25 protein-coding genes, 1 tRNA gene and 1 pseudogene are annotated in these 24,286 nt (G+C 72.0%); 3 read left to right on the forward strand and 24 right to left on the reverse strand.

The genetic code is table 11. The features are described from left to right. Window positions 1–53 precede the first annotated feature (53 nt). The 11 genes from R3E98_07340 to R3E98_07390 form a co-directional block, all read right to left on the reverse strand. On the reverse strand, window positions 54–722 hold the full coding sequence (locus R3E98_07340; protein ID MEZ4423204.1) for an energy transducer TonB: 669 nt from the start codon (window positions 720–722) through the stop codon (window positions 54–56). Further along, window positions 719–1,168, reverse strand: a complete 450-nt coding sequence (locus R3E98_07345) for a biopolymer transporter ExbD (GenBank protein MEZ4423205.1) — start codon at window positions 1,166–1,168, stop codon at window positions 719–721. The genes R3E98_07340 and R3E98_07345 overlap by 4 nt, the downstream gene beginning before the upstream one ends. A gap of 4 nt (window positions 1,169–1,172) precedes the next feature. Next, window positions 1,173–1,595, reverse strand: coding sequence for a biopolymer transporter ExbD (locus R3E98_07350; protein ID MEZ4423206.1), 423 nt, complete (start codon window positions 1,593–1,595; stop codon window positions 1,173–1,175). 73 nt (window positions 1,596–1,668) lie between these two features. Continuing rightward, on the reverse strand, window positions 1,669–2,451 hold the full coding sequence (locus R3E98_07355) for a MotA/TolQ/ExbB proton channel family protein (protein MEZ4423207.1): 783 nt from the start codon (window positions 2,449–2,451) through the stop codon (window positions 1,669–1,671). Window positions 2,452–2,633: 182 nt separating this feature from the next. Further along, window positions 2,634–3,425 carry a diadenylate cyclase CdaA gene (gene cdaA / locus R3E98_07360; protein ID MEZ4423208.1) on the reverse strand — a complete coding sequence of 264 codons (792 nt, stop codon included), beginning with the start codon at window positions 3,423–3,425 and terminating at the stop codon, window positions 2,634–2,636. Next, window positions 3,422–4,339, reverse strand: a complete 918-nt coding sequence (gene folP, locus R3E98_07365; GenBank protein ID MEZ4423209.1) for a dihydropteroate synthase — start codon at window positions 4,337–4,339, stop codon at window positions 3,422–3,424. Before folP ends, cdaA begins: the two co-directional genes overlap by 4 nt. Next, entirely contained in the window at window positions 4,336–6,345 is a 2,010-nt protein-coding gene (gene ftsH, locus R3E98_07370; protein ID MEZ4423210.1) for an ATP-dependent zinc metalloprotease FtsH, read from the reverse strand. Before ftsH ends, folP begins: the two co-directional genes overlap by 4 nt. A gap of 38 nt (window positions 6,346–6,383) precedes the next feature. After that, window positions 6,384–6,941 (reverse strand): hypoxanthine phosphoribosyltransferase, encoded by a 558-nt coding sequence (hpt, locus tag R3E98_07375; GenBank protein MEZ4423211.1) that lies wholly within the window; start codon window positions 6,939–6,941, stop codon window positions 6,384–6,386. Beyond that, window positions 6,925–8,286, reverse strand: a complete 1,362-nt coding sequence (gene tilS, locus R3E98_07380; protein ID MEZ4423212.1) for a tRNA lysidine(34) synthetase TilS — start codon at window positions 8,284–8,286, stop codon at window positions 6,925–6,927. The genes hpt and tilS overlap by 17 nt, the downstream gene beginning before the upstream one ends. Next, window positions 8,283–9,116 (reverse strand): glycerophosphodiester phosphodiesterase, encoded by an 834-nt coding sequence (locus R3E98_07385; protein ID MEZ4423213.1) that lies wholly within the window; start codon window positions 9,114–9,116, stop codon window positions 8,283–8,285. Before R3E98_07385 ends, tilS begins: the two co-directional genes overlap by 4 nt. Window positions 9,117–9,147: 31 nt before the next feature. Further along, complete coding sequence (locus tag R3E98_07390; GenBank protein MEZ4423214.1) at window positions 9,148–9,642, reverse strand: hypothetical protein; 495 nt, start codon at window positions 9,640–9,642, stop codon at window positions 9,148–9,150. Window positions 9,643–9,853: 211 nt separating this feature from the next. On the opposite strand from R3E98_07390, the gene R3E98_07395 reads away from it, so the two are divergent. Further along, on the forward strand, window positions 9,854–11,107 hold the full coding sequence (locus R3E98_07395; protein MEZ4423215.1) for an amidohydrolase family protein: 1,254 nt from the start codon (window positions 9,854–9,856) through the stop codon (window positions 11,105–11,107). A 190-nt stretch (window positions 11,108–11,297) separates the two neighbouring features. Next, a complete protein-coding gene (locus R3E98_07400; protein ID MEZ4423216.1) occupies window positions 11,298–12,143 on the forward strand; it encodes a DUF1206 domain-containing protein in 846 nt (281 codons plus the stop codon). Between the two features lie 27 nt (window positions 12,144–12,170). Here the strand turns inward: R3E98_07400 and R3E98_07405 are convergent, their stop codons facing one another. Beyond that, on the reverse strand, window positions 12,171–13,010 hold the full coding sequence (locus R3E98_07405; protein ID MEZ4423217.1) for an SDR family NAD(P)-dependent oxidoreductase: 840 nt from the start codon (window positions 13,008–13,010) through the stop codon (window positions 12,171–12,173). Then, window positions 12,981–13,054: transfer RNA gene (locus R3E98_07410), tRNA-Met, on the reverse strand. The genes R3E98_07405 and R3E98_07410 overlap by 30 nt, the downstream gene beginning before the upstream one ends. A 143-nt stretch (window positions 13,055–13,197) precedes the next feature. On the opposite strand from R3E98_07410, the pseudogene R3E98_07415 reads away from it, so the two are divergent. Next, window positions 13,198–13,875: pseudogene (locus tag R3E98_07415) on the forward strand (slipin family protein). A gap of 222 nt (window positions 13,876–14,097) precedes the next feature. On the opposite strand, the gene R3E98_07420 reads toward R3E98_07415, so the two are convergent. The 11 genes from R3E98_07420 to R3E98_07470 all read right to left on the reverse strand — a co-directional run bounded on the left by R3E98_07420 (window position 14,098) and on the right by R3E98_07470 (window position 24,281). Then, window positions 14,098–14,460, reverse strand: a complete 363-nt coding sequence (locus R3E98_07420) for a septum formation initiator family protein (protein ID MEZ4423218.1) — start codon at window positions 14,458–14,460, stop codon at window positions 14,098–14,100. Continuing rightward, window positions 14,457–15,734, reverse strand: coding sequence for a phosphopyruvate hydratase (eno, locus tag R3E98_07425; GenBank protein ID MEZ4423219.1), 1,278 nt, complete (start codon window positions 15,732–15,734; stop codon window positions 14,457–14,459). Before eno ends, R3E98_07420 begins: the two co-directional genes overlap by 4 nt. 70 nt (window positions 15,735–15,804) lie before the next feature. Next, complete coding sequence (locus tag R3E98_07430) at window positions 15,805–16,572, reverse strand: lysophospholipid acyltransferase family protein (GenBank protein ID MEZ4423220.1); 768 nt, start codon at window positions 16,570–16,572, stop codon at window positions 15,805–15,807. A 2-nt stretch (window positions 16,573–16,574) separates the two neighbouring features. Next, window positions 16,575–17,573: a thiamine-phosphate kinase gene (gene thiL / locus R3E98_07435; protein MEZ4423221.1), complete on the reverse strand. Its 999-nt coding sequence runs from the start codon at window positions 17,571–17,573 to the stop codon at window positions 16,575–16,577. Then, entirely contained in the window at window positions 17,567–19,135 is a 1,569-nt protein-coding gene (locus tag R3E98_07440) for an NAD(P)H-hydrate dehydratase (GenBank protein ID MEZ4423222.1), read from the reverse strand. The genes thiL and R3E98_07440 overlap by 7 nt, the downstream gene beginning before the upstream one ends. A gap of 46 nt (window positions 19,136–19,181) precedes the next feature. Beyond that, window positions 19,182–19,349, reverse strand: coding sequence for a hypothetical protein (locus R3E98_07445; protein ID MEZ4423223.1), 168 nt, complete (start codon window positions 19,347–19,349; stop codon window positions 19,182–19,184). Window positions 19,350–19,440: 91 nt separating this feature from the next. Beyond that, complete coding sequence (locus tag R3E98_07450) at window positions 19,441–19,821, reverse strand: hypothetical protein (protein MEZ4423224.1); 381 nt, start codon at window positions 19,819–19,821, stop codon at window positions 19,441–19,443. 79 nt (window positions 19,822–19,900) lie between these two features. Next, complete coding sequence (gene glyA, locus R3E98_07455) at window positions 19,901–21,151, reverse strand: serine hydroxymethyltransferase (protein MEZ4423225.1); 1,251 nt, start codon at window positions 21,149–21,151, stop codon at window positions 19,901–19,903. A gap of 35 nt (window positions 21,152–21,186) precedes the next feature. Continuing rightward, complete coding sequence (locus tag R3E98_07460) at window positions 21,187–22,242, reverse strand: amino acid dehydrogenase (protein ID MEZ4423226.1); 1,056 nt, start codon at window positions 22,240–22,242, stop codon at window positions 21,187–21,189. A gap of 18 nt (window positions 22,243–22,260) precedes the next feature. After that, the gene (locus tag R3E98_07465) at window positions 22,261–23,424 is read right to left on the reverse strand and encodes an acyl-CoA dehydrogenase family protein (GenBank protein ID MEZ4423227.1); all 1,164 of its coding nucleotides are present in this window, start codon (window positions 23,422–23,424) and stop codon (window positions 22,261–22,263) included. Next, complete coding sequence (locus R3E98_07470; protein MEZ4423228.1) at window positions 23,424–24,281, reverse strand: 3-hydroxybutyryl-CoA dehydrogenase; 858 nt, start codon at window positions 24,279–24,281, stop codon at window positions 23,424–23,426. Before R3E98_07470 ends, R3E98_07465 begins: the two co-directional genes overlap by 1 nt. Window positions 24,282–24,286 lie beyond the last annotated feature (5 nt).

The raw sequence follows: 24,286 nt of genomic DNA on the forward strand, positions 1-24,286 counted from the left end.
GCCCCGCCGGACCGAGTCCGGCGGGGCCTCGAGGCGCTTCCGGGATCCCGGTGCTACTGGATCTGGAAGGTAATCGGGAACGCCACCCACACCTGGACGCGCTTGTCGCGGTTGAGCGCGGGCGTGAACTCCATGATGCTGGCCACCTTGAGGGCGGCATCGTCCAGGGCCTTGTGCCCGGACGACTGCTGCACCTGCGTGCGGAGCACGCGGCCGTTCTCGTCGATGAAGAACCAGACGTTGACCGTGCCGCCGATCCCGGCGTCACGGAGCAGCGGCGGGTACTCGCGCGTGAGCGCCCGCTGCACGTCGCTCCGGTTCTTCAGGTCGGGCCGCACCGTGAAGGGCGTGAACGTCGGCGCCGCGGACACGTCCGTCTCCGTCGCCTCGGGCGGCGGGGGCAGATCCTCGACGGGGTTATCGTCGAAGGTCGTGGGCGCGATCGTGATGTCCTCCTCGATCGGCGTATCGGCGATGACCGGCGTGGCCGGACGCGCGATGGCCTGGGGTGGCGGCGGGATCTCGATCTCGGGCGGCAGCTCGATGGCTTCCAGCTCCTCGGTCGCCACCGACACGTCGGCCGCGGTCATTTCCGGCCAGAACTGGAAGACCGCGAAGTGGATCGCCGTCGCCGCCACGATCGAGCCCCAGAACCAGGTGTTGAATCCCTGTTTGAAGCGGTCGTTCGCGGTGGTGCCGGCCGTGGCGGATGTCTCGGTCATCGTCTCTCTCCGGCCATGCGGCGCTCGAGCTCGGTGGCGAACACGACGCGGATTGCGCCGGCCTCCTGCAGCTCCTTCTGCACCAGGTCGATGTAACGGTACGGGACGTCCTTGTCGGCCCGGACCGACGTCACGAGGCGGCGCTCCGTCTCGATGTACATCGGCGCCACGAGGGACGAGACGTCCGCCATGGCCACCGGCCGATCGTTGACGAAGACGTTCCCGTTCTCGAGCACCCACAGCTCGAGGACGTTCTTCTTCTTCTCATCGATCTTCTGGGTAGCCTCGGCCTGGACCCAGTCGATGGGCTGCTCGCCCGACGTCCGGAAGACCGTGGTCACCATGAAGAAGATGAGGAGGAGGAACGCGATGTCGGCCAGCGAGGACGAGGGGATCTCGTCCGACACGCCCGACTTGCGCTTGAAGCCACCCTGCTTGATCGCCATGACGTCAGCCCTCCAGGACCTGCAGGGAGATCTTGTCCGCGCCCGCCGACTGCAGCGCGTCCAGGACGTCCACCATGAATCTGTACGGCGCGTCGGGGTGGGTCTTTACCGCCGCGATCAGGTTCGGGTTGTTCGTGACCTCGAGGCGCCACATGGCCTCGAGCTGCTCGGGGCGCACCTGCTGGGTCTGCTGGCTCTCGCCACGCTTGACCTCGACCAGCCCGTTGGGCTGGACGATCAGGTGCATGATGTTCTTCTGGCTGACCTGCACCTGCTCCTGGGCCTCGGGCAGCACGACCGGAAGGCCCTTGTCACGCGGGAACACCGTCGTGACCAGGAAGAAGATCAGCAGCAGGAACGCGATGTCCGCCATGGACGAGGTAGGCACCTCGTCGCTGACCTTGGACTTCTTTCTCATCATCGCCATGGAATCGCTTCTCCGCGGGCGTAAGCGCTGGTTTCAGATACCGGATGGACGGGCGTGGGGTTCCGATCCCGACTCACGTCTGCGGGGGCACTCCTCCGCCAGGCGTGGCTCGTGTGTCCGAAGGACGCTGCGCCACGCCGCCTTCCCCGGCCAGGGGGTCGGGGCGGGTGGCCTGCTTGGTGGCGGGCCGGGCCATGGTGCTCGCGCGCGCCTTCCGGGAGGAGGTCACGGTGAGCTTGCCCTGCTTCTCCATGTCCCACGCCAGGCTCAGGATCTCCTGGGTGCCCTGCTCCATGTCCACGATCAGCTTGTCGATGGCGTAGACGAAGAAGTTGTAGGCGATGTTGACCGGGATGGCGATGACGAGGCCGGCCGCCGTGGTGAGCAGCGCGACCTTGATCCCTCCGGCCACGAGGCCCGGATCCACGTTGCCTGCCGCCTCGATGGAGGCGAAGGCCAGGATCATCCCGGCCACCGTGCCCAGGAAGCCCATCAGCGGGGCCACGTTGGCGATGGTGGCCAGCACCACCAGCCCGCGCTCCAGGAAGCCGAGCTCGATCGTGCCGGTGGTGTTCACGGCGGCTTCGACCTCACCCCGGCGGACCTTGAGGTCGCGCAGTCGGAGCAGACCCGCGTGCAGGATGGCAGCCGTGGGCCCACGGGTGGACGCCGCGATCTCGATGGCCTCATCCAGCCGGCCGCTGCGCGCCGCCTCCTCCACCCGGTTCATGACGCCCTTGGCGTCCTTGTGGGCGACGAAGAGGGTCCAGGCCTTGGCGATGATCACGCCCAGGGCCAGGAGGGAGCACAGCACCAGGGGGTACATCATCACGCCGCCGTCGGCGAACAGCGACATCAGTTCGTATTGCGAGCCGCCGGATTCCAACCGCTACTCCTTGGGTCCGAGGGGTTGAACGACCCGGGGGGCGGATGGCCCTCCAGACCGCGCTCCACGCCCGTCCGGGCAGAAGCGGCGGCAATGTAGGGAGCCCCCGTCGGGCATGTCAAACGTCCGTCCAGGCCCTGGCGGAGAGGCCATCAGGAGCCCGCGCTCCCCAGCATCGCGGCGGGAGCCGGCGCCTCGATCAGCTCGCGCAGGCGGGCCGGTTCGACCCCCACTTCCAGGCGTCCCCGCTGGGCCACGGCGATCCGCGCGGTCTCCTCGCTGACCACGATCACCAGGGCGTCCGTCTCCTCCGAGAGGCCGATCGCGGCCCGGTGCCGGGTCCCCAGCGTGCGGTCGCTCACCGGGCTCTGCGTGAGAGGCAGGATGGCCCCCGCGGTCTTGATCTGATCCCCCGCGATCAGGACGGCCCCGTCGTGCAGCGGGGAGTACGGGGTGAAGATGGTGGCGAGGATGTCGGAGGACACGCGCGCCTCCACCGGCCGCCCCGTGTCCGCATACGCCGCCAGCCCCACTTCGCGTTCGATGGCGATGATCGCGCCGACCTTCTGGCGCTGCAGCTGCTCCACGGCGGCGACGATCTCGTCCGCGACGCGGCTCGAGTCGACCCGGTTGAAGACGCGCAGCATGCGGGTCTGTCCCAGGCGGGCCAGCGTCTGGCGCAGCTCGGGCTGGAAGACGACCAGCAGCGCGATCGCACCGTACCGGAAGATCGTCTCCAGGATCTGGCGGATCAGCGAGAAGCCCAGCAGGCGCGCCACGAAGTACGCCGCGGCCAGCAGCAGCACGCCGAGCAGCATCTGCATCGCGCGGGTACGCTGCAGCAGGAGCAGCAGCCGATAGAACAGCGCGGCGACGATGAGGATCTCGACCAGGTCCAACCATCCCGGTCGCAGGAAGAGGATCTGGTCGATCAGCGTCCTCACGACGAGGCTCCGGCGTGGTCGATGCGCCAGGCCACGTCCAGCGCCTTGCGGGCCGGCCGGACGTCGTGCACCCGGAAGATCCGCGCTCCGCGCGACCAGGCCACCACGCAGGCCGCGAGCGTGCCCTCCACCCGCTGGTCCGGAGGAAGCGCCTCGGGCCCCGCCAGGAAGCGCTTGCGGCTGGGGCCGACCAGGAGGGGCCGGCCCAGCAGGTGCAACCCGTCGAGGCGATGCAGGAGGGCCAATGACTGGTCGGGGCTCTTGGCGAACCCGATGCCCGGATCCAGGACGATGCGGGCCTCCTCCACGCCCGCGCTACGGGCGTAGTCGAGCGCGCCGGCGAGCTCGGAGCGCACCTCCGCGACCACGTCCCCGTAGCGGGCCCATTCGGTCATGTCGATGGGATTGCCGCGCATGTGCATGAGCACGAGGGCGGCTCCGCTCCGGGCCACCACACCCGCGAGCGTCGCATCGTGCGACAGGCCCGAGACGTCGTTGACGATCTCGACGCCGGCGTCCAGGGCGCGCTCGGCCACCGCCGCCCGGCGCGTGTCGATGGAGACCGGAACCGGGATCTCGCCTAGACGCGCCAGGAAGGGCTCCAGACGCCGCAGCTCCTCGTCCACCGGCACCGGGGTCGCGCCCGGACGGGTGGACTCGCCACCCACGTCCAGCAGGTCGGCCCCCTCCTCGACGAGGGCATGGGCGCGCGTGATCTGGGCGTCGACGTCGGCGAAGCGCCCGCCGTCGCTGAACGAATCCGGGGTGAGGTTCAGGATCCCCATCACCACGGGGCGGTCGAGCGGCACCTCGCGGGTGCGCAGGCGCCAGCGGACCGGAGCGCGCAGCGGGTCCGGACCGCCCGCGGTGCCGGGGGTCGGGGTCTCCCCGCCGCGCACGAGCCCCGGGCTCATGCGTCCGAGGGACGCGCTCCCCGGCGGGGCAGACGCAGGCGACCGACGGGTGCGGCCACCTCGCTCTCGCTGAGCCCCCCGTCCGCGGCGGTCGGGGTGGTCAGCAGCGCCTCCGATGGCCGCGGTGGCGGCAACTCCCGCCCATCCGCGAGCGACTGGATCTCCTCGCGATCCAGCGTCTCCCGCTCCAGCAGGGCCTGGGCGATGGCCTCCAGCAGCTCCCGCTCGCGGCTGATCAACTCGCGGGCCCGGTCGTGGGCGTCGTCCAGGATGCGCTTGACCTCGTTGTCCACGAGCTGGGCGGTGTGCTCCGAGGTCTCCCGGCGCTGCACCAGCTCGCGGCCCAGGAACACCTCCTGCTCCGAGTCCCCCACGGCCATGAGCCCCACGACCTCGGACATGCCGAAGCGTGTGACCATCCGCCGCGCCAACGAGGTGGCCCGCTCGATGTCGTTGCCGGCTCCGGTCGTGACCTTCTCGGCGCCGAACTCGAGCTCCTCGGCCACGCGGCCGCCGTACAGCATCACGAGTTGCCCCTCCAGCCACTCCTTGGTATAGGAGTGCCGATCCTCCTCGGGCAGCGATGCCGTGATGCCCAGCGCGCGGCCCCGGGGCACGATGGTGACCTTGTGCACCGGGTCCAGCCCGGGCAGGCGCACGCCCACCACGGCGTGACCGGCCTCGTGGTACGCGGTCAGGCGCCGCTCCGACTCGTTGAGCACCAGGCTCTTGCGCTCGGTGCCCAGCATGACCTTGTCCTTGGCCCGCTCGAAGTCGTCCATGTTGACCTTCTCGGCGCCCCGGCGGGCGGCGAGCAGGGCGGCCTCGTTGCAGACGTTGGCCAGGTCGGCCCCGGCCATGCCCGGCGTCCCCTTGGCGATGACCTCGAGGTCCACGTCGGGCGCCAGCGGCAGCTTCTTGGCGTGCACGCTGAGGATACCCTCGCGCCCCCGCACGTCGGGGAGGTCCACCACGACCTGCCGGTCGAAGCGGCCGGGCCGCAGCAGCGCGGGGTCGAGGACGTCCGGGCGGTTGGTGGCCGCCAGCAGGATGACGCCCTCGTTGGCCTCGAAGCCGTCCATCTCCACCAGGAGCTGGTTCAGGGTCTGCTCCCGCTCGTCGTGCCCGCCGCCCAGGCCGGCTCCCCGGTGCCGACCCACGGCGTCGATCTCGTCGATGAAGATGATGCAGGGGGCGTGCGCCTTGCCCTGCTCGAAGAGGTCGCGGACGCGGGACGCGCCCACGCCGACGAACATCTCCACGAAGTCCGAGCCGGACATCTGGAAGAAGGGGCGGCCGGCCTCGCCCGCCACGGCGCGCGCCAGCAGCGTCTTCCCGGTTCCGGGCGGGCCCACCAGCAGCACCCCCTTGGGCAGGCGGCCACCCAGGCGCGAGAAGCGCTGGGGGTCCTTGAGGAACTCGATGATCTCCTCGAGCTCGTCCTTGGCCTCGTTGGCGCCGGCCACATCGGCGAACGTGACCTTGGGCGTGTCCGGCGAGATCATCTTGGCCTTGCTGCGCCCGAACTGGAAGGCGCGGTTCCCGCCGCTCTGGATGGTGCGGAACATCCACAGCCAGAACGCGATGAACAGCAGCCAGGGCAACACGCCGATCAGCAGGGCCCACCAGCCCTCCTGCGGCGCCTCGGCGGAGACCACCACGTCCTGCGCCTCGAGGTCCGCGAGGAGGTCGTCGGTGACCTGCCCGGCCAGGATCACCTGGAAGCGGGTCACCTCGCGGCCTTCCCGGGTGATCGCGCGGCGGAACTCGCCGGAGGCGCGCGTGACGCGCGGCTCCGGCTGGAAGGTCACGTCGTGGATGTTGCCGTCGCGCAGCTGCTCCTTGAACTCGGTGAAGTTGAGCAGCGCTCCGCCCTCCTCATTGCCCCGCCGCGCGGTCAGGACCGCGAGGCTGAAGAGGACGATGAGGGCAATGAAAGACGTGACGCGCGAAAGCCGTGCGAGGCGGCCGCGCGGGTCTTCGGGTTTCTGGTCTCGTTCCGCCATGAACTCCGCAGAGCGCCCGGACGTTGCCGCGGTGCGGCCTACTCCTCCAGGCTACCGATGAAAGGAAGGTGCCGAAAATCCTCGCTGTAATCCAGTCCGTACCCCACGAGGAAGTCAGAAGGTGCATCGAACCCCACCCATCGGGGCTCGGTGGGGAGGTCGACCAGTCGCTTGTGGAGCAGGCTGCACAGCTCGAGGCTGCGCGGCCGCCGGGCGGCCAGGGCCGGCAGGAGCCGCCTGAGGGTGTTTCCCGAGTCGATGATGTCCTCGACGACCAGGACGTGCCGGCCCTCGAAGCCGGCGCGCGGGTCGTAGAGCAGCTCCAGCGTCCCGCTCGACACCTTCCCCGAGCCGTAGCTGGCCGCCACCAGGAAGTCGACGTGGAGCGGCCGGTCGATCTCCCGCACCAGGTCGGCCAGGAAGATGAACGACCCCTTCAGCAGGCCCAACACGAGCAGTGGCTCGTCGGCGGGGTAGTGGGCGGTGATCTCCCGGCCCATGTCGGCCACGCGCGCGGCGATGGTCTCCGCGCTGAAGGCGATGCGCGCGAGGCGCTGCCCGCTGGCGCCCACGATCTGTTCAGCGTCGATCGGCACTCTCGAATCCCAGATGGAGGCGTCCGGCGTCGGGCGCTTCGGCGCGTACGGCCGCGCCGAGCCCCAGGGCCCACAGTACCCGTCCCCGCGCATCCGCCACCAGGGGCAGACGGCCGCGTTCCGATCGGGCGATGCCCGCCTCCTGGAGGAGCTTCTTGAGGGGGCGGCTTCCGCCCGGGAGGCGCAATCGGTCGCCGGGGCGGCGTGCCCGCACCAGCACCGGAAGGTCGCGCACCACGAGGTCGACCCGCGCCGGGGCGTCCACCGCGGCCCGGTCCGACCAGCCCACCCGCCAGCGCACGCCACCCAGCACGGCCTCCCCCTCCCCCTCCCCCGCCCCGGCGATCGTCAGCGGGCGATCCGCGTCCGGGGTCGCGTCCATCCGCTCGAGGCGCAGGCGCCCCCGCCAGACGATCAGGTCCAGCGCCCCGGGCAGATGGAAGCGGACCCGCTCCCGGCCCAGCGCGGCCAAGGCCCGGCGGGTCGAGCGCTCGTCCAGGCGGACGCCCAGGGCCGCCGCGCCCTCCCGCAGCACCCGGCCCGCGAGGTGGGGGTCCTGCGCCCGCAAGGCCTCGAGGGACCACTCCACGTGCGTGGGCCCCTCGGCCAGGCGTGCCTCCCGGTCGGCCCGGAGGGTCCATTCCCGCAGGGCCGATTCGCCCTCCCCGGCCAGGCGCGCGAGCCGCACCAGCGCCCGGCGGGCGCCCGGGGCCACGGTGCGCTCCAGGTCCGGGAGGATCCGGTGGCGCAGCACCGAGCGCGGTCGGGCGAGCGCGCGGTTGCTCGGGTCCTCCAGCCACGTGAGTCCGCGGACGCGCGCGGCCTGCTCGATCTCCTCGCGCCAGAAGGGGAGCAGCGGGCGCACCCAGGGCTCGCGCCGGGCGGGGATCCCCGCGAGCCCCCCGGGCCCCGCCCCCCGGAGCGCCCGGAACAGGACCGTCTCGGCCTGATCGTCCGCGTGGTGGGCCGTGAGCACCCAGCGCGCGCCCAGGCGCGCGCGCACCTCCTCCAGGAACGCGTAGCGCATGCCCCGGGCCTCCTCCTCGTCGGCGGGTGCGCGCACCGCCCGCGCGCTGGAGCATTCGAGGCCCCACGCCCGCGCCACGCCCGCCACCCAGCGGGCCTCGCCCTCGCTCCCCTCCCGCCAGGCGTGGTCGAAGTGCGCGACGTGCAGGCCTCCGGGGGGCGCGACGTCGAAGCGGAGCAGGTGGAGCAGCGTCAGCGAATCGACGCCTCCCGAGACGGCGACGATCAACGGTGCCTGGGCCTCCACCGCGAGCGTGCGCCAGTGGTCGATGAAGCGCGCTCCCAACGATCCCGGCCCGCGCCGGCGCCGGGCGCTCACCCGGCCTCCGCGGGGCCGAGGCCGGGGGGTGGCCGCCGCCCCACGCGCTCGACCAGGACCCGGGCCAGCAGGTCCGGCCGATCGGTCTGGATGCCGTCCACGTCCCATTCCAGCAGCTCGACCATGCGCTCGGGTCGGTCCACCACCCAGACGTGCACGGGCAGGCCGCGGGCGTGGGCGTCCGCGATGAAGCCACGCGTCGCGATCGTGCGACCCTTCCAGGAATCGGGGATCTGCATCGCGTCGGCGCGCGGTGTATACACGCGGAACGGGAGGTGTCGCAGCACCCACAGCAAGCGGATCTGCGCCTCCGACGCCCCCCAGGGTCCGGCGTATCCACGCGCCTCGACCCGGGTGCGCTCGTACTGCGCGGCCACCAGCACCCGCTCCTCGGCCTTGTGCGCGCGGATCACGCGCACGAGCCCCGCGGCCGCATCCGCGGATTTGCTCTCCACGTTGATGCGCGTGCGCGGGAACGCCTCCAACACCTCCTCGAAGCGTGGGATGCGCACACCCCTCCCCCGGAAGGACGGCTCGCCCTGCAGATCCAGGAACGTGTGCCCGGCGTCGAGCCGTGCCAGCTCGGGCCAGTCGTGATCGCGCACCGCACCGCGTCCGTCGGTGGTGCGGTCGACGGTGGGATCATGATGGACCACGATCACCCCGTCACGCGTGGCGCGCACGTCCATCTCGAGGACGTCGGCCTCCCACCGCTCCACCGCCGCCGTGAACGCGGCCATGGTGTTCTCGGGTGCGAGCCGGGCGCCCCCGCGGTGGGCCATCAACAGCGGGGACCCGGCGAAGTAGGGGTGGTGGGGCCGTGGTGCCATGCGGGCGCGGGTCCCCCCGCTCCTGCGATCCTCAGAGATCGCCGGGGTCGACCTCGTGGAGGTACTGGAGAACGACATCCAGGAGCTGGCTGGTCATGGCCCGCTCCGCCCGGGTGCGCTCCGGATCGTCCAACCCGCCGCGGGCCAGGCCGGCGTCGAGCTCGATCACGCGGCCGGCCAGGAACTCGACCAGATCCTGCACGACGTCGGGACGCGGCTGCGCCTCCACCCCGGCGGACGGCAACGCCTTCTTGAGCAGCAACCCCCGGACGAAGGCCAGGAAGCCCGGGAAGGTGAGCTGCGGCAGCGGCCCGCCCTCGAGCTCCTCCTCCTCGGTGAGGTTCTCCCACTCCAGCTCGTTCCAGTACAGGTCGAGCCCTTCCTCGCGCAGGTAGCTGCGCTCGGCGGGCGCACCGGCGCCGTCCACCGGCGCCTCGGGCAACTTCTTGCCGATCGCGGCTTCGAGGCGGGCACGGCGCTCGTCGACGAGACGTCGGACGTCCTGGGAGATGTCGGTGGAAGCCAAGGGTCGTGGCGGTCGGAGTGGCGGTGATGTCGTGGGGCGAATGTGCGCCCGGCCGGCGGACCGGGCAAGGTGGCTGGAGGAGGCGCTCGGTCGGCCACGGCCCCGCGCACCGGGGGCCTCGTGCCCGCCGACCGCGGCGGATGCCGCGGCGTCCACCACCTGCTACCATGGCCACTCCCGTCCACGTCCCGCCGGAGATCCGCCGCCCGTGATCCGCCCCCTGCTGCTGGTGGCCACCGCGCTCAGCGTCCTGTCCCCCTCCCTGGCCGCGCAACGCGTGCTGCTCAGCCCCGCCGCCGTCTACGACGGTGAGGCCCGGCACGAGGGTTGGGCCGTCCTGCTGGACGGCGCGCGCATCGTCGCGGCCGGGCCGGCCTCCACGCTCGACGCGCGCGGCGCCCGCACGATCGCGCTGGACGGGCTCACCCTGCTGCCGGGCCTCATCGAAGGTCACTCGCACCTGCTGCTCCACCCGTACGACGAGGTGGCCTGGAACGACCAGGTGCTGTCCGAGTCATGGGGTGAGCGTGTGGCGCGTGGGGTCGTGCACGCGCGGAACACCGTGATGGCCGGCATCACCACGGTGCGGGATCTCGGCAGCGAAGGCGCCGGCTACATGGACGTCGGTCTGCGGGACGCCATCGCGAAGGGCGTGGTGCCGGGGCCGCGCATGCTGGTGGCCGGCCCGGCCATCGTGGCGACGGGCAGCTACGGCCCGAAGGGCGCGCCCGAGTGGCATCTCCCGAAGGGCGCCGAGGAGGCCGACGGCGTGGACGGGTTGATCCGCGTGGCCCGCGATCAGATCGGTCGCGGCGTCGACGTGGTGAAGGTCTACGCCGACTACCGCTGGGGACCGAACGGGCAGGCGCGCCCGACCTTCACCGAGGAAGAGCTGCGCCGGCTGGTGGAGGTGGTCGCCTCGTCCGGGCGCTCCGTGGTGGCGCACGCCGCGACGGCGGAGGGGATGCGGCGGGCCGCGAGCGCCGGCGTGGGGACGATCGAGCACGGAGACGAAGGCACGGCGGAGATCTTCGCGCTCATGCGCGACCGGAACGTGGGCTACTGCCCCACGATCGCCGCCGGAGACGCCATCTCACAGTATGGCGGATGGCGCAAGGGAGCCGAGCCGGAGCCGGCACGCATCCGCCGCAAGCGCGAGAGCGTCGCGTTGGCCTACGCCTCCGGTGTGGCCATCTGCTTCGGAGGCGACGTGGGGGTCTACGCGCACGGCGACAACGTGCGCGAGCTGGAGCTGATGGTGGAGTACGGGATGACGCCTGCTGCCGCGGTGCGCGCCGCCACGGCGGGCAATGCACGCATGTTCGGCCTGGAGGACCGGGGCCGCGTGGCGGAAGGCCTGCTGGCGGACCTCATCGCCGTGGAGGGCGACCCGACCGCCGACGTCGGCGCGCTGCGGCGGGTGCGCTGGGTGATGAAGGGCGGCGAGGTGCTGCGCGCGCCGTAGGGGTGCACCCGCACGCGTCTGCGCCCGCGTCGTGTTGCACGCGTGTCCGGCGCGCACGCAGCGAGGCCCCCAGCAGGCGTTTCCGGGCGGTTCTGCAGCGATCCACGGGCGCAAACGCCGGGTGCGTGACGGAACGCGGCCTGCCGTAGAGAGGAGCTACCCGAGACTCCTCGCGTCTGGAGGCGCACCCGTGGCATCCTCGTCGTCCACCGGCTCCATCCCCCGTCCCGACCCGACCACCGTCCTTCCGGACGTGGGCTCCGGCGTGGCCGTCGCGGCGCGCGCCGGCTACACCGCCAAAGGCATCGTGTACGTCCTGGTGGGCGGGTTGACCGCATCGGCGGCGTTGGGCAGCGGCGACACCACCACGCCGTCCGAGGTCGTGCGGGGCCTGCCCGGCACCTGGTGGGGCGCCACCATGCTCGTGCTGATCGCGGTCGGCCTGGCCGGCTACGTGGTGTGGCAGATCGTCCGCGCGGTCGCCGACCCCGAGGACCGCGGCACCGACGCGAAGGGCCTGGCGCTGCGCGCGTCCTACCTGTTCAGCGCGGCCGTCTACGGTCTGCTCGGCTTCACGGCCGTGAAGGTCCTGTTGGATCAGGCGTCCTCGTCCTCCGGATCGAGCTCCAGCGAGCAGGCGAGCGGCATGTTGCTGTCGCTGCCCGGGGGTCGCTGGCTCGTGGCCTTGCTCGCGCTGATCGTCATCGGGCGCGGATGCGCCGAGATCTACAACGCCTGGTCGGAACGCTTCCGCGAGAACCTGGAGCTGCAGGTGGGGGGCGGCGTCGCGGATTGGATGATCCGGGTGGGCAAGGCGGGGCTGACCGCCCGAGGCGTGGTCTTCCTCGTCATCGGCGCCTTCCTGGTGCTGGCTGCGACCAGCGGCTCCTCCTCGCAGGCGCGCGGGCTCGAAGGCGCGATGGAGGCGCTGCGGGATCGAGGCGGTCCCTGGGTGATGGCGGCCGTCGCGGTGGGGCTCGCGTGCTACGGCGCATTCCAGCTGATCAAGGCCCGCTACCGCACCATCCCGGACTGACGCGTTCCCGTTCGCGACCCGCCGCGGTCAGCGACGACCCTCGAGCACACGGTCGTACACGCTGCGCGGGAGCAGTCTCCCGAACCGGGCGGCCAGCGCCACCGGGAGAGGAAAGGAGAATGAGCGCCGACGCTCGAGGATGGCGCGCGTCATCCGGCGCACGGCGTCGTCCAGCTCGAGCCCGAAGGGTCGGCTGGCGAAGTTGCCCTCGGTCATGGGCGTGCGCACCCAGCCGGGGTTGATCACGGTCACGTCCACTCCCGTTCCACGCAGCTCGATGCGCAGCGATTCGAACCAGGTGGTCATGGCGGCTTTGCTGGATGCGTAGGCGGCGCGGAACGGCAGGCCGCCATACCCGGCCACACTGCTCACGCACACGAGGTGGCCACGACGCTCCTCCAGCATGCGAGGGAGCACCGGATCCACGAAGTGCACGGCACCGAGGACGTTGATCTCGTACACGCGCCGTACTGCGGCCGCGTCCACCAGCCGCCGCGCCCGCTCCTGCTGGACACCCGCATTGGCCACGAGCAGGTCGACCGGGCCGATCGCCTCCTCACAGCGACGGACGGCGCGCAGCGCGGCATCTGCGTCGGAGACGTCGCAGGGGAGGACGACCGCGCGCTGACCGCGGTCCAGGACATCCGCGGCCACGGCTTCCAGGAGGTCGGCGCGGCGCGCCACGAGCGCGAGGTCGTACCCCTCGGCGGCGAGGGCCACGGCCAGGCCCCGGCCCAGACCCGACGACGCCCCGGTGATCAGCGCGACCGGCAGAGTGGACCCCCGGGGAACGGGTCTGGAAACGACGAAGGGGTCCGGGCGGACCCCTTGCGAAGATGCCGGAGGAGGGACTCGAACCCCCGACACGCGGATTATGATTCCGCTGCTCTAACCGACTGAGCTACTCCGGCGAAGGGCAGGAAACCTAATCCGGCCCTCTGGGGTTGCCAACCCCGACATCGGTGTCCCTCCCCGCCTTCAGGAGGCCCTCGTGGAACTCACCGCCATCCTCTGGCCCATCGCGGTCCTGGGCGCCCTCGGCGTCGCCACCAGCATGCGCGTCCTGTGGGAGTACGAGCGGGGTGTGGTGTTCCGCCTGGGCAAGCTCAAACGGGCCACCGGGCCGGGGTTGATCTTCCTGGTCCCCTTCGGGATCGACCGCATCCGCAAGATGGACCTGCGCATCGTGGCCCTGGACATCGCGCCCCAGGACACCATCACCAAGGACAACGTCTCGGTGAAGGTGAACGCCGTGGTCTACTTCCGCGTGGCGGACCCGGCCAAGGCCGTGGTGGAGATCGAGGACTACTACTTCGCCACCAGCCAGCTGGCCCAGACCACGCTGCGCAGCGTGATCGGCCAGTCCGAGCTGGACGAGCTCCTGGCCGAGCGCGAGCAGATCAACGAGATCGTCCGCGGCATCATCGACCAGGGTACCGACCCCTGGGGGATCGAGGTGACCGGGGTGGAGATCAAGGACATCGACCTGCCGCAGGAGATGAAGCGCGCGATGGCCAAGCAGGCCGAGGCCGAGCGCGAGCGCCGCGGGAAGGTGATCGCGGCCGAGGGAGAGTACCAGGCGTCCAAGAAGCTGGCGCTCGCCGCGGACGTCATCTCCCGCCATCCCGCTGCGCTCCAGCTGCGGTTCCTGCAGACGGCCGTGGAGGTCGCGGCCGAGAACAACTCCACCACCCTGTTCCCGATCCCGCTGGATCTCTTCCGGCCGATGATGGAGAAGGTCACCGGCGTGCGGGGAGGCGGATTCCCGCAGGAGGACGCGGACGCGGGTCCGGCCGCCGACCTTCCCGATCCCGACGCGCCCGCGGCGTTGCCGGACGGCGCGCTGCGCGCGCTGGGGCACGGACCCGAGCAGTCCGCGCAGCCCGTGGAGCCGACCCCGGGGAAGCCGGGCGCGGAGAAGTAGGGACGGCGCCCTTCCGCTCCGAACGGTCCGTCAGCGGTCGGGGTCGGAGCGGGGCTCCTCGTCACGCGCCGTGGACGTGGTGTCGTCGGGGTCGGCGACCTTGTAGAGCATCTCCCCGTCCCGGATGAACCCGAAGCGCTCGCGCGCGATGCGCTCGAGCACGGCCGGATCGTTGTTCAGCGAATCCGCCCACGCCTGCAGCGAATCCGTCACCTGGCGCAGGCGCGCCAGCTCGGCCTCGGCGGCTTCGATGTCCTTCCGGGCCCGCCGCAGGTCGAAGATCGTGTACTCCCCACCGAACACGACGAAGTACAGCGCGATCCCGAAGACGGCCGGAAGGACGAACCGGCCCCACCGGCGCGGCGCGGTCGCGGGCTCCGGGCGGCGGCTCATCCCCACAGACCGCGACCGGGGTAGCGCGCGGCGGCGCCCAGCTCCTCCTCGATGCGGAGCAGCTGGTTGTACTTGGCGACCCGGTCCGTGCGGCTCGCGCTACCCGTCTTGATCTGTCCCGCACCGGTGGCCACGGCCAGGTCCGCGATGAACGTGTCCTCGGTCTCGCCGGACCGGTGCGAGATGACGGAGCGGTACCCATGCCGCTCGCCGAGCGCGATCGCATCCAGGGTCTCGGTGAGCGTCCCGATCTGGTTCACCTTGATCAGGATCGCGTTGCCGACTCCCTGGTCGATCCCCTGCTGCAGACGCTCGGCGTTCGTGACGAACAGATCGTCTCCCACGAGCTGACAGCGGTCGCCGATGGCGTCCGTGAGCATCTTCCAGCCTTCCCAGTCGTTCTCGTCCAGCGCGTCCTCGATGGAGCGGATCGGGTAGCGGTCCACCCACTCGGTCCAGAACTCCACCATGCCGGCCGCGTCCCGCCGCGGACCCCGTGACCAGGGGAAGACATAGCCGTCCTCGCGGCAGAGCTCGCTGGCCGCGGCGTCGATGGCGAGCACGATGTCCTCACCCGCGCGGTAGCCCGCTCGCTCGATGGCCTCGAGCACGACCTCCACGGCCTCCTCGTTGCTGCGCAGGTCGGGCGCGAAGCCGCCTTCATCGCCCACGGCGGTGTTCTTGCCCTGCGAGGAGAGCACCTTCTTCAACGCATGGAAGACCTCCGTGCCCATGCGCAGCCCCTCCGAGAAGGAGTCGGCGCCCACGGGCATCACCATGAATTCCTGGAGGTCCACGTTGTTGGGTGCGTGGGCGCCGCCGTTCAGGATGTTCATCATGGGAACGGGCAGCAGGTTCGCGTCGGGCCCGCCCAGATGCCGGTAGAGCGGGACGCCGGCCGCGAGCGCGGCGGCGCGCGCGGACGCCATCGAGACGGCGAGCAGGGCGTTCGCGCCCAGGCGTCCCTTGTTCGGCGTCCCGTCCGCGTCCAGCAGGCGACGATCCAGGGCAGCCTGATCCGCGGGATCCAGGCCGGTGACGGCGTCCTTGAGCGCACCGTTCACGTTCGCGACGGCGTCACGCACGCCCTTGCCCACGTAGCGGTCCGCATCCCCGTCGCGCAGCTCGACCGCCTCGTGCTCGCCGGTGGAGGCACCGCTCGGCACGGCCGCGCGGCCGAGGACACCGCTGTCCAGGACCACGTCGGCTTCCACGGTGGGGTTGCCGCGCGAATCGAGGATCTCCCGCGCGTGCACGTCACGGATCTTGGCCACGGCTCTCGCTTCCTTCCGGTTCGGTGTTCGTTGAGGGTTCGGGGGCGCAGCCCGTCCGCGGGGCGCGCCGTCAGGACCGATCGTCTCCGGCGCGCGCCGTGTGGGGATCCCCGTCCGGGACACCGCCGATGGCCCCCTTGAGCTCGGCGATGGCGTCGTGCGAACGCTGGAGCAACGCGTCGCGGTCCTCGTGTGTCAAGCCCGCCGTCTCGATGGGGGCACCCACCTTGATGCGGATGTGGCCGGGGCGGACGCGGAACGATCCCTTGGGCATGATCTGGCGGGTGCCGGCGACCGCGACCGGGACCAGGGGCACCCGCGACTGGATGGCCAGCACGAAGGCGCCCTTCTTGAACGGCAGCAGGTGCCCCGTGGCCGAGCGCGTGCCTTCCGGGAACAGCACGATGGTCAGGCCGTCCTCCCGGATCCGCCCCGCCGCCTGCTGCAGGCTCTGCACGGCGGAGGAGCGATCGGAGCGATCGACCGAGATGTGCCCGCACATGCGCCAGGCCTGCCCGAAGATCGGGATGCGCGCCAGCTCCTTCTTGGCGACGAAGCGGAATCGTCCGGGCACGTGACCCAGCACGGCGAACACGTCGAACCACGACTCGTGGTTCGCGATGAGGATGTGGGGCTGGGCCGGGTCGATGTGCTCGGCGCCTTCGACCTCGATCGTGGAGCCGGAGGCGCGGACGATGCGGGCGCCCCAGATGCGCGCGAGCCGGTCGCAGGTGCACGGGGCGTCGGCGGGGCGCAGCAGGCCCCCCAGGATCGCGCGCGTGGCGTAGACGGCGGTCAGCACCACCCCGTAGGCCAGGACCCAGAGCGTCCGCAGCACGGTCAGGCGCCACTCCCGAAGTGGTCGTGCGAGCGGGGCAGCCGGTCGAGCCCATGCACCCGCACCCGCCCTTCGCCGGCCTGCGCGTCCCCCACCCGGGTGATCAGCACGCCGGTCTCCCGCTCGAAGCGCAGCGCGAGGGGTTGCACCCGCCCGGGCGGAGCCAGGAAGGCCAGCTCGTAGTCTTCCCCCCCGCCGAGCGCGAGCGAGCGGGCCTCCTCGACGCCCAGCCCCGAGCTCAGGAGGCCTTCGTGCAGCGGAAGCGCCGCCGCGTCGATCTCCAGGTCCAGGCCGGACGCCGCGGCCAGGTGGCCGGCGTCCCCCAGAAGCCCGTCGGAGAGATCGATCAGGGCGTGCAGCACCCCCTGCCCCGCCAGCCAGCGCGCCGCCTCGATGCGCGGGCGGGGCCGCAGGAAGGCTTCCAGCAGCTCCGGCCCGGGCGCGTGCCCCGCCTCCCACTGGCGCACGGCGAGCGCCGCGCCGCCGAGTCGGCCGGTGACCCAGAGCTCGTCGCCGGGGCGGCCCCCGGAGCGGAGCACCGGGGTGGCCGCCCGCCCGATCGCCACCACGTCCACGAGCCAGGCCGATCCGGCGGGCACGCGGGTCAGGTCTCCGCCCACGAGCGCGGCACCTACCTCGGCTGCGGCCACGCGTACGCCCGCGAGCAGGTCGGGGACGGACTCCGACGCCGATGCCGCATCCACACCCACGGTGGTCAGCAGCGCCACGGGCTCGGCCGCCATCGCGGCCAGGTCGGACAGGGCGCTCCGGGCGGCGCGCTCACCGATCTCCTGGGGCGACATCCAGTCGCGACGGAAGTGCACGCCCTCCACCGAGACGTCGACCGTCACCACGAACGGTCCCCCGTCCAGGACGGCCGCGTCGTCGCCCGGGCCCACCCGGACCCCGGCCGCGGTGCCCAGTCCCTGGAGGGCCTGCTCGATCAGCCGGAACTCGGCGCCGGCGCCGAGGCGGGAGCGGAGGGGGGCGTCGTCTACCATGGAGCCGGCAGATCGAGCGTGACGAACGGGAGGCCCAACGGGCTCGATGGCGGCGGCAGGCGCAGCACGTGGGGCAGGGATTCGATCAGGTCGGACGGGACGAGCGAGACGCCCAGGCCGACGCGCCGATGGGCCCGCCCGCAGTCGTGCAGCGCCAGCCCGGCGGCGCGGAACGGGTCCAGGCCCTGGGCCAGGCCCGCCCCGGCCACGCCGGCCAGCACGTCCCCCATCCCCGCGGCCGCCAGGTCGGAGCTGCCCTGGACGTCCACCGCCCAGGCTCCGTCGGGGGCACAGACCAGCGAGGGCGTGCCCTTGGCCAGCACCGTCGCGCCCCAGCGCGCCGCCACCTCCGCCGCCACCTCCGCGCGTTCGGGGTCGGGCACCGACCCCGGGCGCCCGGCGAGTCGGGCCAGCTCGCCCGGGTGGGGCGTGAGCAGCAGACCGGGATGGCCGACGGGACGCCCCTCCGCCTCGCCCGCGAGGAGCGTGAGGGCGTCGGCGTCGAGCACCGCGGGCGCGGGATCCGGGCCGGCGAGCGCAGCCGTGAGGGCGCGCCGGGCCGCATCGTCCGTCCCCATGCCCGGACCCGCCACCACGGCGTCCGACTGGGCCCGGGCCGCCTCGAGGGCGTCGGGGTCGTCCCGGTCCAGCCACAGCGCCTCGGGCACCCCGCGCTGGACGACCTCGCGGTTGGCGGCCGGAGTGGCGACGCGCACCAGGCCCACGCCCGCGCGCAGCGCGGCCCGCGCGCACAGGAGCGCGGCGCCGGCCATGCCGGCCTGACCGGCCACGACCAGGAGGGAGCCCACCGCCTTCTTGTGGGTCACGGCCGGGCGGACCGGGCGATGGGCGCACGCCCATCCCGGCGTGAGGACCACACCGGCGCCCAGGCGATCCCCTGCCGGGGGAAACCCGATCTCGACCGCCAGCAGGCGGCCGGCGTGGGCGCGGCCCGGATGGAGGAGGGTCCCCCGCTTGGGCGCCCCGAACGCGACGGTCACCCGGGCCTGCACCGCCGCCCCGGGCACCGCCCCGGTGGCGCCGTCCACGCCGGAGGGGATGTCCAGCGCCAGCACGGGCGGCCCCGCCGCGTGGAGGCGCGCGATCAGCCGGGCGTGGGGCTGGCGGGGCGGGCCGCTCAGCCCCGTGCCCAGCAGGCCGTCGACCAGCACGGCCGCCCCGGCCAGGGCGGCGTCGGTGCCGACGTCGTCGGGATCGAGCAACGGGAGGTCCCAGCCATGGGACAGGGCACGGTGGGCCGCCGTGGGGCCCAGCGGCACCAGTCGCACCTCACGCCCCCACGCGCGCAGCGTGCGGGCCACCACATGGCCATCGCCGCCGTTGTTGCCGGAACCGGCCAGGACCACGACCCCACCCTCCGGAAACAGGCGCGCGACGATCTGGGCCGCGCTCCGACCCGCGTTCTCCATGAGCACGCGTTCGGGGACGTCCTGGGTGTCGATGGACCAGCGATCGAACGAGGCGGCCTCGCTCCCGGTGGGGACGGCGACCCCGGCCCCTCCGCTCACGAGGTCCCACCCGGCGCCGGTGTCGGCCATCATCGGGAAGCCCGGCACCTCCGGCGCGAGCGCGCCGCCGGCGGGAGCCCTACTTGTAGCTGGGGCCGATCGCCCGGCCCAGCGTGATCTCGCCGTTGTCGATGCGGATGTTGAATCCGCACTCGGGGTTCGAGCACACCCACGCCTTGAACCGGATGGGCGCTCCGTCGCGTCCGTAGTCGGACAGCGGCAGCAGCGTTCCTGTGGTGCACTTCATACAGCCGGGATATCCCCGCTCGTCCGCCATTGACTCTCCACCTCGTCGGCGCGGTCGTCCTTCGGCGCCAGGCACCTTCGGCCTGGTCCGTCTAGAGCCTCGCCTCCCACGGGTAATCCCGTTCGAAGGCCTCCTCGAAATCGAAGACATCGCTGAAGTCTTCCACCCGGTCGTGCTCCTGCTTGATGAGCACGCCGCACTCCACCAGGGCGAACACGATCTCGCCCAGATCCTCCGTCGCGTGGATGCCCCAATGCTCCAGCACCGTCCGCGCCATGGGCCCGTACTGCTCCAGCGCCAGCGCGCGCACGCCTTCCGCCAGCTCGGGTCCCGAGATGTGGCGCGGCTCGGGCAGGGTGGCGATGACCTTGTGCAGGGAGGAGAGCACGAGCAGATACCCCTTCGCGTGGAAGCGCGGGTTCCGCTCCTGGAGTTGCTCCAGGATCTCCTCGGCGAACGTGAGCTCGGTCATGGCCGCAAATGTCGGCGGACCCCCCGGTCGGCGCCAGTCCCCCGGACGGCGCCGCACCGGAGGGGATGACCGCCCTCGCTCACGCCGGCACCGGCTCGGGATAGAGCGGATGGCGGGCGCAGAGCTCCTGGACCTCGGCCCGCACGGACGCGACGCGCTCCGGTGCCTCGGGAGCGTCCAGCAGGTCGGCGATCCAGTGGGCGATGCGACGGAACTCGGCCGGTCCCATGCCGCGCGTGGTGAGCGCCGCGGCCCCGATCCGGAGTCCCGACGTCACGAAGGGCGAGCGCTTCTCGCCCGGCACCGTGTTCTTGTTCACGGTGATCCCCGCGGCTTCCAGCCGTGCCTCCGCCTCCTTGCCGGTAAGCGTGTGGTCGCTCAGGTCCACGAGCACGAGGTGGTTGTCCGTCCCGCCGCTCACGAGCCGCACGCCACGCTCCTGCAGCCCGTCCGCCAGGACGGCGGCGTTCTCCACCACCTGGGCGGCGTAGCTGGCGAAGTCGGGGCCGAGCGCCTCGCGCAGCGCCACGGCCTTGGCCGCGATCACATGCATGAGCGGGCCGCCCTGTGTGCCCGGGAAGACCGCCTTGTCCACCGCCTTGGCATGCCGCTCCTCGCTGAGGATCAGGCCGCCCCGGGGGCCGCGCAGCGTCTTGTGGGTGGTGGTGGTCACGACGTCCGCGAGGCCGACGGGCGTGGGGTGCACGCCACCGGCGACGAGCCCGGCGATGTGCGCCATGTCGACCATCAGCAGCGCGTCCACCTCACGCGCGATCGAGGCGAAGGCTTCGAAGTCGATGATCCGCGGATAGGCGCTGGCACCGGCGATGATCATGCGCGGCCGCTCGGCGAGCGCCTGGGCCCGCAGCGCGTCGTAGTCGATGCGGCCCGTGTCCTCGCGCACGCCGTAGGCGCGCACCTCGTACAGGAGCCCCGAGAAGTTGACGGGAGAGCCATGGGTCAGATGACCGCCGTGGCTCAGGCTCATGCCCAGGATGCGGTCGCCCGGCTGCAGCAGCGCCAGGAACACCGCCATGTTGGCCTGGGCGCCCGAATGCGGCTGCACGTTGGCGTGCGTCGCGCCGAAGAGGCGGCAGGCGCGCTCCCGGGCCAGCTCCTCCACCGTGTCGACGTGCTCACAGCCGCCGTAGTAGCGCTTCCCGGGAAGGCCCTCGGCGTACTTGTTGGTGAGCACCGTGCCCATCGCCTCGAGCACCGCGCGCGAGACGAAGTTCTCGCTGGCGATCATCTCCAGCTGGCCGGCCTGGCGCCGCTCCTCCAGCTGGATGGCCTCGTACACGTCCGCGTCGACCGCCTTCAGGTGCTCCACGGGCTCCTCCGCTCGGGCTCCGTCACGAAGATCCGTCAGACCCAGCTCTTCTGGAGCGTGCGTACTTCCGCCAGCCGCTGCTCGGCCAGCCGGTCCGCCGCCACGCTCGTGGGTACGCCGTCGGCATCCGCCCGCTGGAAGATGCGCAGCAGGGTGTTGTAGATGTCACCCGCCTTCCGCTTCGCCCGATCGCGGCCCCACTCGTTGATCTCGCCATAGACGTTGATGAGGCCGCCGGCGTTGATCACGTAGTCGGGCGCGTACAGGATGCCCTTCTTCTGCAGGGCTTCCCCGTGCCGCGCCTCGGCCAGCTGGTTGTTGGCCGCTCCCGCGATGACGTCGACCGTGAACACCTTCAGCGTCTCGTCGTCGACCACCGCTCCGAGGGCACACGGTGCGAAGATGTCGGCGTCCACCGCGTAGATGTCGTGGGTACCCACGGCGGTGGCGCCGAAGTCGTCCACCACGCGCTGGACGCGCTGCGCGTCGATGTCGGTGACGGTCAGCCGAGCGCCATCCTCGTGCAGGTACGAGCAGAGGTGGTAGCCCACGTGCCCGAGGCCCTGCACGCTCACGTGCTTCTCCGACAGGTCGTCCGAGCCGTAGCGCTCGTGCGCGCACGCCTTGATGCCGCGGTAGACGCCGTAGGCGGTCACGGGGGACGGATCCCCCGAGCGGCCGAGCAGTCCGACGACCGAGTCGGTCTCCATCCGCACGAACTCCATGTCGTCCACGGAGGTGCCGACGTCTTCGGCCGTGATGTAGCGGCCGCCGAGCGATTCGACCGCGCGCCCATGCGCCCGGAAGATCATCTCGCGGTCACGCGTGCGGTTGTCGCCGATGATGACCGACTTGCCGCCGCCCAGATTGAGACCGGTGATCGCGGCCTTGTAGGTCATGCCGCGGGACAGGCGCAGCGCGTCGGTGATGGCCGCCTCGTCGGAGTCGTACTGCCAGAAGCGTGTCCCGCCCAGCGCGGGCCCGAGCGTCGTATCGTGGATGGCGATGATGCCCTTGTAGCCGAGCGTGGGCTCGCTCCACAACACGATCTGCTCGTGTCCGAACGTCTGGAGCGCATCGAAGATCTTCATCGAAAGGATTCCGTCCTGTCAGGTTCCAGTGGATGCCCCGTCGCCACCCAGCAGATCGCGGGCGACGATCCAACGGAGCACCTCGTTCGTGCCTTCGTAGATCTCGGTCCCCTTGGCGTCGCGCATGAGCTTCTCCACGGGGTAATCCCTCATGTAGCCGTAGCCGCCGAAGATCTGGACGGCCTCGTCCGCCACGTACATGGCGGTCTCGCTCGCGAACACCTTGGCCGCCGCGCAGGCGGCCGCCGGCGCGAGCGCCGCCGGCCCGGCCGGCAGATCCAGCGCGGCCGCCGTCTGCTCCAGCAACGACCGGGCCGCCCCCACCCGGATCGCCATGGTGGCCAGCTTCTCCTGGATGGCCCCGAACGCCGCCAGGGGCCGGTCGAACTGCTCGCGGCCCAGCGCGTAGGCCACCGCGTGCTCGAGGGCGGCCTGGGCGATGCCGACCGCCTGGGCCGCGATGCCCAGCCGGCCCACACCGAGGGCCTGCATGGCGTAGCCGAAGGCCGCGCCGGGCTGCCCCACCAGGGCCGAGCCGTCCACCCGCACGTCCAGCTCCACGGAAACGGTCTCGGTGGCCCGCAGGCCCAGCGTGGTCTCGCGGCCCGTCACGGTGTAGCCGTCCGTTCCGGGCTCGACGAGGAACAGCCCCACCTCGTGGGCTCCCTCCCCCGTGCGCGCGAAGACGGCCACCACGCCCGCCCGGGCCCCATTGGTCACCCAGCGCTTGCGGCCCCGGATGCGCCACCCGTCGCCGTCCCGCTCGGCGCGGGTGGACAGGGCGGCGGCGTCGCTGCCCGCCTGGGGCTCCGTCAACGCGAAGGCCCCGAGCACGTCGCCCGAGGCCATGGGAGTGAGCCAGCGCGTCTTCTGGGCGTCGTCGGCGAAGCCCAGGAGCAGCGCGACCAGCGGCCCGTTGTGGATGGCGAGATCGAGGGCGACGGACGCATCCCCCCACGCGATCTGCTCGAGCACGGTCAGGTAGGTGGGCACGTCCAGGCCGAGCCCCCCGTAGGCCTCGGGGACCCGCATGCCGAAGAAGCCCAGCTCGGCCAGCTTGCCGTGCACGTCGGCGTCCAGGCGGCGCTCGGCGTCCCAGCGGGCGCTGTGCGGGCGGAGCTCCGACTGCGCGAACTCGCGCGCCAGCGCGCGCAGCTCCAGTTGTTCCTGGGTGAGCGCCATCAGGCGTCGTACCGGTAGAAGCCACGGCCGGCCTTGCGACCCAACCAACCGGCGGCGACGTACTTCCGGAGCAGCGGACAGGGGCGGTAGCGGTCGTCTCCGAGCCCGCCGTGCAGGACCTCCAGGATGTTCAGGCAGGTGTCCAGCCCGATGAGGTCGGCCAGGGCCAGCGGGCCCATGGGGTGGTTCATCCCGAGCTTCATGACCGTGTCGATCGCCTCCGCCTCGCCCACCCCTTCCATGAGGCAGAAGATCGCCTCGTTGATCATGGGCATCAGCACGCGATTGGAGACGAAGCCGGGGTAGTCGTTGACCTCGACCGGCTCCTTGCCCAGGTCACGCGAGAGCGCGAAGACCGCGGCGGTGGTCTCGTCGGTGGTGGCCAGCCCGCGGATCACCTCGACCAGCTTCATGACCGGGACGGGGTTCATGAAGTGCATGCCGATCACCGAGCCCGGGCGGCGCGTATGCGCGGCGATCTCGGTGATGGAGATGGAAGAGGTGTTGGTGGCGAGGATCGCGCCCTCGGGGGCGGACTCGTCCAGGGTCTGGAAGATCCGGACCTTGAGATCGGCCCGTTCGGGCGCGGCCTCGATCACGATGCCCGCCCCGGCCGCCGCGGCGGCGAGGTCGGTCGAGCCCTCGATGCGTCCCGAGGCGGCGTCGCGGTCCTCCTGGGAGAGCGTGCCCTTCTTCACCTGGCGGTCGAGGTTCTTGCCGATGGTGGCGAGGCCTCCGGCCAGTGCGTCCCGGTCCACATCCACCAGCGTCACCCGGCGACCGGAGAGGGCCGCCACGTGGGCGATCCCGTTCCCCATGGTCCCCGCTCCGACCACCGCGACGTGCTCGAACTCCATCGGTC

The organism is Gemmatimonadota bacterium (assembly GCA_041390125.1).
Lineage (GTDB): Bacteria > Gemmatimonadota > Gemmatimonadetes > Longimicrobiales > Gaopeijiaceae > JAGQIF01.

Excerpts from the sequence above, each read along its gene's own strand:
- R3E98_07340 (MEZ4423204.1), bottom strand. The coding sequence starts at position 722 with ATGACCGAGACATCCGCCACGGCCGGCACCACCGCGAACGACCGCTTC.
- R3E98_07345 (MEZ4423205.1), bottom strand. The coding sequence starts at position 1,168 with ATGGCGATCAAGCAGGGTGGCTTCAAGCGCAAGTCGGGCGTGTCGGAC.
- R3E98_07350 (MEZ4423206.1), bottom strand. The coding sequence starts at position 1,595 with ATGGCGATGATGAGAAAGAAGTCCAAGGTCAGCGACGAGGTGCCTACC.
- R3E98_07355 (MEZ4423207.1), bottom strand. The coding sequence starts at position 2,451 with ATGTCGCTGTTCGCCGACGGCGGCGTGATGATGTACCCCCTGGTGCTG.
- folP (MEZ4423209.1), bottom strand. The coding sequence starts at position 4,339 with ATGAGCCCGGGGCTCGTGCGCGGCGGGGAGACCCCGACCCCCGGCACC.
- ftsH (MEZ4423210.1), bottom strand. The coding sequence starts at position 6,345 with ATGGCGGAACGAGACCAGAAACCCGAAGACCCGCGCGGCCGCCTCGCA.
- R3E98_07385 (MEZ4423213.1), bottom strand. The coding sequence starts at position 9,116 with ATGGCACCACGGCCCCACCACCCCTACTTCGCCGGGTCCCCGCTGTTG.
- R3E98_07420 (MEZ4423218.1), bottom strand. The coding sequence starts at position 14,460 with ATGAGCCGCCGCCCGGAGCCCGCGACCGCGCCGCGCCGGTGGGGCCGG.
- thiL (MEZ4423221.1), bottom strand. The coding sequence starts at position 17,573 with ATGGTAGACGACGCCCCCCTCCGCTCCCGCCTCGGCGCCGGCGCCGAG.
- R3E98_07440 (MEZ4423222.1), bottom strand. The coding sequence starts at position 19,135 with ATGATGGCCGACACCGGCGCCGGGTGGGACCTCGTGAGCGGAGGGGCC.
- R3E98_07445 (MEZ4423223.1), bottom strand. The coding sequence starts at position 19,349 with ATGAAGTGCACCACAGGAACGCTGCTGCCGCTGTCCGACTACGGACGC.
- R3E98_07450 (MEZ4423224.1), bottom strand. The coding sequence starts at position 19,821 with ATGACCGAGCTCACGTTCGCCGAGGAGATCCTGGAGCAACTCCAGGAG.
- R3E98_07460 (MEZ4423226.1), bottom strand. The coding sequence starts at position 22,242 with ATGAAGATCTTCGATGCGCTCCAGACGTTCGGACACGAGCAGATCGTG.
- R3E98_07465 (MEZ4423227.1), bottom strand. The coding sequence starts at position 23,424 with ATGGCGCTCACCCAGGAACAACTGGAGCTGCGCGCGCTGGCGCGCGAG.
- R3E98_07470 (MEZ4423228.1), bottom strand. The coding sequence starts at position 24,281 with ATGGAGTTCGAGCACGTCGCGGTGGTCGGAGCGGGGACCATGGGGAAC.